The 11,824-nt window shown below is 64.5% G+C and carries 8 protein-coding genes; 4 read left to right on the top strand and 4 right to left on the bottom strand.

Annotated features, from left to right (window positions below):
- Positions 1 to 14: 14 nt before the first annotated feature.
- Positions 15 to 1,022, bottom strand: coding sequence for a sugar kinase (locus tag HMP09_RS03610; RefSeq protein WP_176499223.1), 1,008 nt, complete (start codon positions 1,020 to 1,022; stop codon positions 15 to 17).
- A 278-nt stretch (positions 1,023 to 1,300) separates the two neighbouring features.
- On the opposite strand from HMP09_RS03610, the gene HMP09_RS03615 reads away from it, so the two are divergent.
- Positions 1,301 to 2,953, top strand: a complete 1,653-nt coding sequence (locus tag HMP09_RS03615) for a Na+/H+ antiporter (RefSeq protein WP_176499224.1) — start codon at positions 1,301 to 1,303, stop codon at positions 2,951 to 2,953.
- A 321-nt stretch (positions 2,954 to 3,274) separates the two neighbouring features.
- Here HMP09_RS03615 and HMP09_RS03620 read toward each other — a convergent pair whose 3' ends face one another.
- On the bottom strand, positions 3,275 to 3,628 hold the full coding sequence (locus HMP09_RS03620) for a hypothetical protein (RefSeq protein ID WP_176499225.1): 354 nt from the start codon (positions 3,626 to 3,628) through the stop codon (positions 3,275 to 3,277).
- Between the two features lie 146 nt (positions 3,629 to 3,774).
- Between HMP09_RS03620 and HMP09_RS03625 the strand changes: the two genes are divergently transcribed.
- Positions 3,775 to 5,919: a TonB-dependent siderophore receptor gene (locus HMP09_RS03625; RefSeq protein ID WP_176499226.1), complete on the top strand. Its 2,145-nt coding sequence runs from the start codon at positions 3,775 to 3,777 to the stop codon at positions 5,917 to 5,919.
- Between the two features lie 110 nt (positions 5,920 to 6,029).
- Entirely contained in the window at positions 6,030 to 6,665 is a 636-nt protein-coding gene (locus HMP09_RS03630) for a glutathione S-transferase (protein WP_176501553.1), read from the top strand.
- 33 nt (positions 6,666 to 6,698) lie between these two features.
- Here HMP09_RS03630 and HMP09_RS03635 read toward each other — a convergent pair whose 3' ends face one another.
- Positions 6,699 to 9,113, bottom strand: coding sequence for a TonB-dependent receptor (locus HMP09_RS03635; RefSeq protein WP_232090638.1), 2,415 nt, complete (start codon positions 9,111 to 9,113; stop codon positions 6,699 to 6,701).
- A 145-nt stretch (positions 9,114 to 9,258) separates the two neighbouring features.
- A complete protein-coding gene (locus HMP09_RS03640; RefSeq protein WP_176499227.1) occupies positions 9,259 to 11,394 on the bottom strand; it encodes a M3 family metallopeptidase in 2,136 nt (711 codons plus the stop codon).
- 144 nt (positions 11,395 to 11,538) lie between these two features.
- Here HMP09_RS03640 and HMP09_RS03645 point away from each other — a divergent pair, with 144 nt between their 5' ends.
- Complete coding sequence (locus HMP09_RS03645) at positions 11,539 to 11,808, top strand: DUF1488 family protein (RefSeq protein WP_056058830.1); 270 nt, start codon at positions 11,539 to 11,541, stop codon at positions 11,806 to 11,808.
- Positions 11,809 to 11,824: the final 16 nt, after the last annotated feature.

Consider the following 11,824-nt stretch of genomic DNA (forward strand, 5'->3'; position numbering starts at 1 on the left):
GATCCGTTCCCCGATCAACGGCGGACATCGAGCCCGCCGTCCAGATAGGCATCGATATCGGCCTGGCGGAACAGGCTGGCATCGCCCGGCAGCGAATGTTTCAGGGCGGCGAGCGCAAGGCCGATACGGGCGGTCGTCGCGATATCCTGGCCGGAGCGAAGTCCATGCAAAACGCCCGCTGCGAACGCATCGCCGCCGCCGATCCGATCGACGATCCCAGCCAGCACGACCTCGGCGGTCTGGACGTGTTCCTGCCGCGTGTCGATCCTTGCGGACAGGCGGTGGAGATCGACATGCTCGACGTGCCGCGCGGTCGAGGCGATCGTCTGCAGGCGAGGGAATGCCGCGAACGCCGCCTCGGCCGCTTCGCGCCGGCGGTCCTCCGCGTCGCCGGAGAATGCGCGGTCGAGCAGCAAGGCGATGTCGCGGTGATTGCCGAACATCAGGTCTGCGTGCTCGACGAGTTCGGTCAGAATGGTCCGCGGATCGGAATCCCACCGCTCCCACAGCTTGCCGCGCCAATTGCCGTCGAACGAGACCGGGATCCCTCGCTCCGTCGCGGCGCGGACGGCGGTGAGCGCCGCCTTCGCCGGAACCGGACCCAATGCCGGCGTGATGCCCGACAAATGAAAACGATCGACGCCCGCAAGCAACGCGGTCCAGTCCCAGTTCTCCGCGGGCGCCTGCGCAAACGACGACCAGGCGCGATCGTAGATCACTTCGGTTGCACGCAGTCCGGCGCCGGACGTCACGAAATACAGGCCCATCCGCTCGCCGTCGCGTATGATGGTCGACGTGTCGACACCATGTCCGCGCAACGTCGTTATCGCCGCACGTCCCAGATCATTGTCCGGGACCATGGTTGCCATCCCGACGTCATGGCCAAGCCGGGCAAGCTGCGTGACGACATTGGCCTCTGCGCCTGCGACCCAGACGTCGAACCTCGGCGTCTGCATCAGCAACTCACGGCCGGGCGGGGAAAGTCGCAGCATGATCTCGCCGAACGCCAGGAACTTTGTCATGCGATAGCTTTCTTACATCCGCGGCGGACATGGCGACGGGACCAGGCTGGCGACGCGTAGTTTCGCGTGCGTACCGTACGCAGGCAGCCTCTTCCAACCCCTGCGCTGATTTTCGAGCGATCTTGCCAAGCGCCCGGGTAATGCGATGCGGCGCGCCTCTGGAACACCAGTGCGCGCTTCCGACATTTAGGGTTCTCTGCTATCGCTCCGACATCTCTTGCGGTCCTGAAGATCGCATTGCGTGCTTGCCGCGCCTTTAACACCTCGAGGAGTCCGGTTTGCAGATTGTGACCTTGTGCCTGTTCCTGTTGCTCGCCGTCGTGGTGAGCGGCATCGCCTCGCGCATGCTGCCTTCGGCGCTGCCCCGGCCGCTCGTACAGATCGCGCTCGGTGCGCTGATCGGCATGGTCGCCCACGTCAGGGTCGAGCTCGATCCCGAACTCTTCTTCCTGCTGCTCGTCCCGCCCCTGCTGTTCCTCGATGGCTGGCGCATTCCGAAGGACGAACTTTTCCGCGATCGCGGTGCGGTTCTCGGCTTGGCGCTCGGCCTGGTCTTCCTCACGGTCCTCGGCATGGGCCTGTTCGTCCATTGGCTGATCCCGGCGATGCCGCTCGGCGTCGCGTTCGCCCTGGCAGCGGTCGTATCGCCGACCGATCCGATCGCCGTCTCCGCAGTCGCGCAGAACGCGCCGATCCCGAAGCGCATGATGCATATCCTGGAAGGCGAGGCGCTGCTGAACGACGCTTCCGGGCTGGTCTGCGTCCGGTTCGCGATCGCCGCGGTGCTGACCGGCACCTTTTCGTTTGCCGATGCCGCGGCGACGTTTGCGTGGATGGCGATCGCGGGTGTTGCGATCGGCGTCGGCGTCGCGCTGGGTATCGTCGCCACGAAGAGCGCGTTCGCACGACGGTTCGGCGACGAGGCCGGCTCGAACATCCTCGTCAGCCTGTTGATCCCGTTCGCGGCCTATCTGCTGGCCGAACATATCCACGCATCGGGCGTTCTCGCCGCCGCCGCCGCGGGCATCGCGATGACCTTCACCGATGCGACCACGGCCGTGGCCGCGGGAACGCGCATCCGCAGGCGCGCGGTGTGGGACATGCTGCAATTCACGCTGAACGGCGTGATCTTCGTGCTGCTCGGCGAACAATTGCCCGAAGTGTTCGTCCGCGCGCGCGATACCGTGACGTCGACCGGGCATGTCAGTCCGTGGTGGCTCGCGGTGTATGTCGTCGCCGTTGTCGCCGGGCTCGCGATCCTTCGCTACGGCTGGGTCTGGGTTTCGCTGCAGTTCACGCTGCTGCGCGCGCGGCGGCGCAACGATATGACCGGCGGCGAGAGCCCGCCACGGCGGATCATCGCGGCGATGTCGTGCGCAGGCGCCCGCGGCGCGATCACGCTGGCCGGCGCGCTGACGCTCCCGTTGAGTCTCGCCGACGGCACGCCGTTCCCAGCACGCGATCTCGTCATCTTCCTGGCGTCGGGCGTGATCCTGTCGTCGCTGGTGATCGCCGCGGTTGCGCTGCCGCTGCTGCTGCGCGGTCTCAGCCTGCCGCCTGAAACCGGGATCGGCGCCGCACGCGATCAGGCGCGGCTGGTCGCGGCGAATGCGGCGATCGCCGAACTCGACCGCGTCCAGCACCGGATGGCCGAAGGGCGCGACGATCCCGATCGCTTCACCGACGTCGCGGCGCGCTTGATGGACCAGTACCGCGAACGCATCGACAGCCTCTCGTCGCTGCCGGAGGACCGCGCGCGGCAGGGCGATGTGAAGATCGAACGCGACATGCGCCTCGCCGCCGTCCGCGCCGAACGCAACGCGATCTTCGACTTGGCGCGGCGGCGGGAGATTGGTGTCGAACTGGCGGAGCAACTGGGGCGCGAACTCGACCTGATCGATGCGCGATTGTCGCGGCAGGGCCTAGCCTGAGACACTTCGAGATGATCGAAGCGAAATAGCGCCCCGCCCGCCCGTGTGACTGAAACCGGCGGGGCGCTGAAGGTACGCGGTACTTGGGCGAAGCCTCTGCCTCGCGCTATGCCGTCTGAAAGTGAATTTGCCATGAACGAAGTGCCCCGCCCGTCCGTGCGACACTCTCGTATCCGGGCAGGGCACCGAGGATGCAGCGCCATTTGGCAGCGCATCGCTGTCACGCAAGCTAGCAGGAGACGGAGCGTTTAGAAGCGCAGTCCGTCACGTCAAAACCTCGCTTTGTCCGATATCTGGGTCGATGAAGGCACGGGAATAAGGCTAGGCGCCGGACTCAGGATTCGGGGGCGTCGGTAACTTGATCTTCCGCAATGCCGCGATCATCTTTCGGGAGCCGGGTGGCGCCACGCGCAGGAACAGATCGAACAGGTCATCGTCGTCAAACGCGTCGACATCCATGCCGATCGGGAGCGCGATCGCCTGGCGGCTTCGCGCGCCAGGCTGAGCTTCCAGGACGATCGTCCGCCACGCCATGCCGACCGGTGGCTGGCCGCCCACGTCGCTGAATTCGCCCACGACCATGTTGCGGATCCGCAGTCGTCGATCGGGGTGGTTGACGAACCAGGACGCATCCCCCGCCGTGGCGATCTCGACTGCCAATATCTTGCCGCTCATCTCGCTGTTCCATTCCGCTCATACTGTTCGGCATCGGGTGTTGCAGGATTGCCGCAGACGCAAGCGCTATATGGCGTGCGGTTGAACAGCTATTGATAATAGTTATCAGAAACATTAGCGGGGCGCGGTAACGTAAAGGGAATCATATGACACGTCGCCTTGGCATCGCCATCCTGCTGGGCTCCGCCGCATTCGCTACCGTGCCGGGCCATGCACAGACGGTGCGCGAAGACGCCTCCGACGTGATCGTCGTGACTGGACAGCATCCGCGTGATCAAGCGTCATCCGGCACGAAGACCGACACGCCGCTCGCCGAGACGCCGCAGTCAATCACCGTCATCACCGCCGACGACCTTGCAGGACGCAGTTTGCAGAACCTGAACCAGGCGCTCCGGTTCGTCGCGGGCGTGACCCCCGAGACGCGGGGATCGAGCGGCGAGGTCTATGACCAGTTCAAGCTGCGCGGCTTCGATGCGCCGGTCTATCTGGACGGCCTGAAGCAGTTCGGCAGCCCGACCGGCTATGCCGTCCCGCAGGTCGACGTCTCGCGTCTCGACCGGATCGAGGTCATCAAGGGACCAGCATCGGTATTGTACGGCCAGTCGAGCCCAGGCGGCCTCGTTGCGGAATCGAGCAAGCTTCCGCTCGACCAGGCGCTCTACGGCGCGATCAGTGGTACCTATGGCAATTACGATCTCTACCGCGTCGATGCCGACATCGGTGGCCGGGCGGGCGAAGGCGTCCTCTGGCGGATCAACGGGAGCGCGAATGGCGCCGACACACAGCAGAAGTTCGGCAAGCGCGAGCGCCAGACGATATCGGCCGCGGTGACTGCCGGCGCGGGCAGTTCCACCAGCTTCACGCTGCTCGGCGCCTACTCGCATGATCCGTACAACGGTGACTACGGCGTGTTCCCGGCCAGCGGCACGCTGCTCAGCAACCCGAACGGCAAGTTGCCGACCAGCTTCGACGGTGGCGAGGCGGGTAACCGCTTCAGCCGTGAACAGGCCGCGCTGACCTACATCTTCCGGCATGATTTCGGCGGCGGCTGGGCGTTCCGCTCGTCGGGCCGCTATCAGTATGTGAAGTCGGCGCTCGGGCTGATCTATACCGCAGGCGGCCTCGACACGGCCGACCCGACGCAGCAGACTTTCAGCCGCGCGTCCTACGCAACCCGCGAGCAGCTCAACAACTGGACGTTCGACAACCAACTGACCGGCACCGTGCAGACCGGCCCGATCAAGCACACGCTGCTGTTCGGCGTGGATCGCCAGGTCGCCCATTCGAGGGAGCTTGCCGCGTTCGGGGTCGCACCGTCGCTCAACGGCTTTGCCCTGGTCTACGGCACGGTGACGGTTCCGACGACGCCGGAGCAGATCGGTGGCCAGTTTCAGACCAATGTGCAGCAGCGTCAGCAGGGCGTCTACGCGCAGGACCAGATGGCGCTCGGCGACTTACGCGTGGTCCTGAGCGGGCGGCAGGATTGGGCGCGTGCGCATCAGGACGGGCGTAGCGCCAAACACGACGAGAAATTCACCTATCGTGCGGCCGCACTCTACACGCTTCCGTTCGGTCTTGCGCCGTATGTGAGCTATTCGACGTCGTTCGAACAGCAAGCCAGTCCGATCACGCAGAGCGACGGCCGACCTGGGCTTGCCGACCCTTCGCTCGGCAAGCAGATCGAGGCCGGTGCGAAATTCTCGATTCCTGGAACGCAAATCCTGCTGTCCGGCGCGTGGTTCCGTATCGACCAGACCAACGTCTTGACGTCCACGCCCAATTTCAGCGTGTCCCGGCAGACCGGCGGCGTTCGTTCGCAAGGCGTCGAGTTCGAAGGGAGCGCCCCCCTGCCCTACGGCTTCAACGCCCGTGTCGCGTTCAGCCGGCAGCGCGTCGAGGTTACCAGCGATGCCGATGCTCCGGCCCGGGTCGGTCGCGGACTTGAGACCGTTGGTCGTGGCGGCACGTCGGCCTATCTCGACTGGGCGCCTCGCGGCGGTGGTCTCGAAGGTCTGACCATTGGCGGCGCAGTGCGACATGTCGATCAGGTCTATGCAGGCGTCACGCCAGACGAGACCGTTGGCCGCAGCAGCCCGTCATACACCGTCTATGATGCGCTGATCCGCTATGACCTGGAGAAGTTCGCGCCTTCGCTGCGGGGTCTGAGCCTGGCGGTCAACGGTGCCAACATCTTCGACAAGAAGTATTTGACGTCGTGCTTCGCCAACTACAATTGGTGCTGGTACGGCAACCGCCGCACCGTCCAGGCGACGATCGGCTATCGTTTCTGAGCCGATGCGCTCGTCCGCGATCGAACCCTTGCTTGGATATCGATCGCGGCAGCGCGGACTGCCGCCAAGGATCGGGCGACCTGACCGTCCCTACGCGGTATGCGGGCGAGATGGCACCGATACTCTACAGCTTCCGACGCTGCCCCTATGCGATGCGCGCGCGGCTCGCGATCGCGGCGAACGATCGTCGTGTTGCACTTCGCGAGATCGTCTTGCGCGAAAAGCCGGCGGCGATGCTCGACGCGTCGCCCAAGGGAACCGTGCCGGTGCTCGTGCTGCCGGACGGGACGGTGATCGACCAGAGCCTCGATATCATGCGCTGGGCGTGCGCAAACACGGGCGATGCCGCGTGGCCGACCGGTAACGACGCGGGGTTGATCGCGGTGAACGACGGTGAGTTCAAACACCATCTCGACCGCTACAAATATGCCGACCGCTACGATGTCGATCCGATCGAGCACCGGGCCGCCGCAACGGGCTTGCTCCGCGACCTGGACGAAAGGCTCCGCGCTTCGGCCAGTCTCGGCAGCAGCGCGCAGTCGATGACCGATCTCGCGATCATGCCGTTCGTTCGTCAGTTCGCACAAACCGATCGATCCTATTTCGACGGCCTGCCTTTCGCGCGGCTACAGGCGTGGCTGGCGATGCACCTCGCATCGCCGCTGTTCGCGCGGGTCATGATACGCCCGGCGGCGTGGCAGCCGGGCGATCCTCCGCTGTCGTTCCCGACGACGGACGCGCATTAGGGGCTCCGGCAAACCCGGAGCCCCCTGCCCGCATCAGAAGCCGACGCTGATCGTCCCGAACACCTGGCGCGGTGCAACCGGGAACTGGTTGAACGTCCCGCTCGCCGCACCGATGCTCAGCGTCGAAGCGGCGCGCTTGTTGGTGATGTTGGTGACGTTCAGGCTAACCGTCGCGGTGCGGACGATCTGGCCTTCCGACAGCGGCACGCGCGCGGCGATGCGGCCGGATAGCGTGAAGTAGGACGGCACCGACAGGTCGTTGGTATAGGTGGCGAACCGCTTGCCGATATAGTCGCCGACCAGTTGCGCGTCGAAGATTCCGTAGTTCGCGGACGCGGTGAACTTGTTGAGCCAGTCGGGGCTTCCCGGCACCTTCTTGCCTGCGGTCGCGACCGTGCTCGTCCCGCTGATGTAGTTCTCCTCGTAGCGCGAGTTGTTGTACGACAGCGCATCGTAGAACGAGAAGTGCGACCCGAACCGGAACGTACCGGCGACGTCGAACCCATCGGTCTTCACCGCACCGACGTTCTGCAGGATCGCTGCACCGCTGACGACCGCGGTCACCACCGGCGTCGGGCTGATCCCGAGCAGGCGGTTGCTGAAATCGACATGATAGACGCTGATCTGGCCATCGAAACCCGTGAGCGGGCCAAGGTTCAGCGCGTGGTGCGAGCGAAGCCCGGCTTCATAGGTCCAGCTCGTCTCGGGCTCGACGTCCTGCTTGAACAGGTCGAACGCCGCCTGGCTGCCAAGCGCGAAGGGCGACAGGCCCGCCGCGGCGCTGGTCTGGAACTGGCGGATGTTCTTCTGGACGTTGACGAACACCTGTTCGTTGTCCGTGGCATCCCACAGCCCGCCAAGCTGTGGCAGGAAGTATTTGTGCGTGTCGATCTTGCCGACCGGCAGCGCGACCGAGCCGGTGAACGAGCCCGGGATCGGCTGCGTCGGCACGCGCTGCGACGCGTTCTGGAACGTGCTCTTGACGCCGCCCAGGATCGTGAGCGTGCGCAAGACCTTCCAGCTATCCTGGATATGCGCCTGGTATTCGTCGACGCGGACTTCGCTGTGATATTGCGTGATCAGCGGCGTCAGCTCTTCGCGCGGACGCTGGTACGGCGTGCTCGGATCGTTGACCGGGAACGGATACCACCGGCGATAGGCGGATGAGCTCTGATGCTCGTACCAGGCACCGAACTCGACGTGATGCGCGCCGAGATCGAGCGCGACGGTCGAGACGAGGCCGCCGCGATCGATCCGGTATTCTGTGGTGCGCGTCGCAAGGCCGGAGCCGCCGAACACCGACGTCAGGTTCTGGCCGGGGTAGTAGAACGAGAACAGCTTGGGCAGGCCGGCGACGTCGATCGGGCCGCCGATGACGCCCACGCCGTCATTGTGGTGATAATAGGCCTGGTTCGAGAAGGTCACGCGGTCGCTGACGTTCCAGTCGTATTTGACGTAGCCGAGATAGTCGGTGCGGGCGGCGACGCCGTAGTAATTGCGGTAGTTCGCCCCGTCCGCCTTGTACGCACCGGAGTTGAGATACGTCAGCATCTCGTTGAAATTGGGGTAGACGAACGGGCGGACGTACGGCGCGGTCGCTTGCGTTGCCGTCGTGATGACGGTCGAATCCTCATTCGGCTCGGTCTTGTCCGAGAAGGCGCCGTACAGCGTCAGCTTGCCGTTCGAATCATCGTGGACGAACTTGGCATTGGCCTGATAGCCGCCCTGGATACCGTTGAAATCCCAGGCCTTCGCCTTCTGACGCGACCCCGAAATGTAGAACGCGTTGCCGTTGCCGAGATCGCCGCTGTCGATCCGCGCGAACAGCCGCGAGGTCGAGTGGCTGCCAAGCGTCTGGTCGATCTGAACCCCGAGATCCTTCCGCGGATCGCTCGAAAAGGTATCGATCGTGCCGCCGAGATTGCTGGTCGACGCGGTCCCGAGATCGCCCGCACCACTGGCCAGCGTGACGCGCGAGACGTTCTCCGAGATGATCGCACGTTGCGGCGACAAGCCGTTGTAATTGCCGTAATTCTGGTCGCCGAGCGGCAGGCCATCGAGCGTGTAGCCAAGCTGCTGCGCGTTGAAGCCGTGGACGAACAGCGAGATGTTCTGCTCGTTATTGCCCCAAGGATCAGCGGTCAGGAACGTGACACCCGGCAGCGTCTGGAGCGCCTTCAAGGGACTGACGCCGGGAAGGATCTTCTGCATATCGACGCCGCTGACCTGCGTCACAGACCGCGTGTTGGCGCCGGTGACGACGATCGTGTCGTCCTGCCCGGCGGGCGGGGTTGCCGGATCGGCGGGATCGACCACCGGTGCGGGCGACCCCGGCGCCGCGTCCTTGGCCACCAGCGACTGCGCCGTGGCGGCGACCGGTACGCCGTACGCGACCAGACCAACAGCGCCGCACAACAGCCGCGCGGCCGCACGAGAAAACATCGTCATTCTTGAAAACCCCTAGCGAGATCGATCGATCGTCACTCCCGGGGCTGCGCCTATTGTCACTGCGAGACAGTCGGATGACCGTTACGCGACAGTTTTAATATGGTGCGGTGCGGCGAGCCAAATGACCGCCGCACCGCTGGCTGTGTTACTTGGCGCCCCCCGTCAGGCCGCGGTCTTCCAACATCGGGCCGATATCGGGATCCTTGCCGTAGAACGCCTTGAACATGGGCGCATAGTCTTGCGTATGCCCCTTAGACAGGATCATGTCGCGGAAGCGCTGGCCGTTTGCGCGCGTGAGCCCGCCATGGGCCATGAACCAGGCGTATGCATCGTTGTCGAGCATCTGCGTCCACAGATACGCGTAATAGCCGGCCGCATAGCCACCCGCCCAGATGTGCGCGAAATAGCTGGTGCGATAGCGCGGCGGCACGTCCTTCGTGTCGAGGCCCATCGAGTTCAGCGCCTTGGTCTCGAACGCGTCGACATCCTGCGGCCCGGCCGACGCCGGCAGCGAATGCCAGTCCTGATCGAGTGTCGCGGCCGCAACCAGTTCGCCCAGTTCATAGCCCTGGTTGAACTTCGCCGCGTTCTTGATCTTCGTGACCAGCGCCTGCGGCATCACCGCACCGCTGCGATAATCCTTGGCATAGTTCGCGAACACCTTGGGATCGAGCGCCCAATGCTCGTTGAACTGCGACGGGAACTCGACCCAGTCGCGCGCGGTGTTGGTGCCCGACACCAAAGGATAGGTCTGGTTCGCGAACAGACCGTGCAGCGCATGGCCGAATTCGTGGAACATCGTCGTCACGTCGTCGAACGTGATCAGCGCGGGCTGGCCCGGCGCCGGCTTGGTGAAGTTACCCACGTTATAGACGACCGGCTTGGTCTTGAAGAGCTTCGACTGGCCGACGAAGTTCGACATCCACGCGCCGCCCGCCTTGTTGTCGCGCTTCCAATAGTCGAAATACATCAGCCCCAGTTCGGAACCGTCCTTGTCGTAGACAGTGAAGACGCGGATGTCCGGCTGATAGGTCGGGATGTCGCGGCGTTCCTTGAAGGTGACGCCGTAGAGCTGGTTGGCGGCGAAGAACACGCCGTCCTGCAACACGCGGCCGATCTCGAAATACGGCTTCAGCTCGTTCTGGTCGAGGTCGTACTTGGCTTTGCGCACCTTGTCCGAATAGAAATCCCAGTCGGACGGCGCGAGCGGGAACGAGGCGCCGGTCGCGTCGATCGTCTTCTGCAACTCGGCGGCCTCGCGGCGCTGCTCGGCGGCGGTGGCAGGAACGAGCTGCGTCATGAAACCCTTTGCCGCCGCCGGCGTCTTGGCCATCTGATCGTACAGCGAATAGGCGGCATAGTTCGGATAGCCGAGCAGCTGCGCCTTCTGCGCGCGCAACTGCGCGATCGTCCGGATCAGCGCACGCGTATCGTTCGCGTCGCCGCGTTGCGACCGGTTCCAGCTCTTCTCGAACAGCGCGGCGCGGGTCGCGCGGTCGGTCAGCGAGGCGAGCGCGGGCTGCTGCGTCGTGTTCTGCAGCGACAGGACGTATTTGCCGGGCATCCCGCGCTCCTTCGCGCCTTCCGCCGCCGCGGCGATCTCGGCCTCGCTCAGGCCGGCGAGCTTCGCCTTGTCGTTGACCACGAGCGCGCCCGCCTTGGTGCCCGCGAGCAGCTTCTGCTGAAAGTCGGTCGTCGCGGTCGAGATCTGCGTGTTGAGCAACCGTAGCTTGGCCTTGTCGGCGTCGTTCAACTGCGCGCCGGCGTGGAGGAAGTCGCTGTGGTAGATCTCCAGCACCTGGCGCTGCTCGGCATCGAGACCGAGCGAGTCCTTCTTTGCATAAAGCGCCTGGACGCGTGCGAAGAGCTTGGGATCGAGATAGATCGCGTCGCTATGCTGCGCGAGCTTGGGCGCCTCCGCGGACCGCACTGCGTCGAGTGCGTCATTGGTGTTCGCCTGCGATACGCCGAAGAACGCCTGGCTCGCGCGATCGAGCGTCCGGCCGGAGCGTTCCATCGCCTCGATCGTGTTGGCGAAGGTTGGCGCGGCGGGGTTGTTAGCTATCGCCTTCATCTCGACGATCTGCTCGGCCATGCCCTGCTCGAGCGCAGGCTGATAGTCGGCATCGGTGATCTGGTCGAAGCGCGGCGCTTGGAACGGCAGCGTGCTGGGCACGGTCAGCGGGTTGACGCGGGAGGGTTTGGCGGGGGTTTGCGCGGACGCGGCGCTGGCGATGCAGCAGAGAATGGCGGCGGAACGAAGCAGGCTGGAACGCGACATTGACGACTCACAATGGCAGGAGTGATGCCCCTCTCATTGCCCTGCCCCAGCCCTTGTTACAATCGGTTAGCAAACCACCGGGTTGAGCGCTTGCGCTGTCGCGCGTGCGCAGGCAGTAGGCGGTCAAACCCCAGGAGTTCGGACATGGCAAATACCCTCGAAATCGATCAGGCGAGCGTCGTCGACAACGACATCCAGAAGCAGATCGAATTTTCCGGCGAGTTCGACGGCGACGAATATGAGTTCGCGGTCAAGTACGCGGTTCTGAAGGAACTGAGCGGCGACGAGCCCGAGGACGACGGCATCGAGCTGTTCAATCGCTTCAACGACGATATCGTCGATGCGTGCCTCGCGGCCATCGAGCGCAAGCCGAATGCGTCGACGATCATCGTCGACGAAGACGACCTTGAATAAGCAACGATAAGGCGGC

The sequence above is a fragment of the Sphingomonas sp. HMP9 genome, assembly GCF_013374115.1.
Taxonomy (GTDB): domain Bacteria; phylum Pseudomonadota; class Alphaproteobacteria; order Sphingomonadales; family Sphingomonadaceae; genus Sphingomonas.

Excerpts from the sequence above, each read along its gene's own strand:
- HMP09_RS03610 (WP_176499223.1), bottom strand. The coding sequence starts at position 1,022 with ATGACAAAGTTCCTGGCGTTCGGCGAGATCATGCTGCGACTTTCCCCG.
- HMP09_RS03620 (WP_176499225.1), bottom strand. The coding sequence starts at position 3,628 with ATGAGCGGCAAGATATTGGCAGTCGAGATCGCCACGGCGGGGGATGCG.
- HMP09_RS03625 (WP_176499226.1), top strand. The coding sequence starts at position 3,775 with ATGACACGTCGCCTTGGCATCGCCATCCTGCTGGGCTCCGCCGCATTC.
- HMP09_RS03630 (WP_176501553.1), top strand. The coding sequence starts at position 6,030 with ATGGCACCGATACTCTACAGCTTCCGACGCTGCCCCTATGCGATGCGC.
- HMP09_RS03635 (WP_232090638.1), bottom strand. The coding sequence starts at position 9,113 with ATGACGATGTTTTCTCGTGCGGCCGCGCGGCTGTTGTGCGGCGCTGTT.
- HMP09_RS03640 (WP_176499227.1), bottom strand. The coding sequence starts at position 11,394 with ATGTCGCGTTCCAGCCTGCTTCGTTCCGCCGCCATTCTCTGCTGCATC.
- HMP09_RS03645 (WP_056058830.1), top strand. The coding sequence starts at position 11,539 with ATGGCAAATACCCTCGAAATCGATCAGGCGAGCGTCGTCGACAACGAC.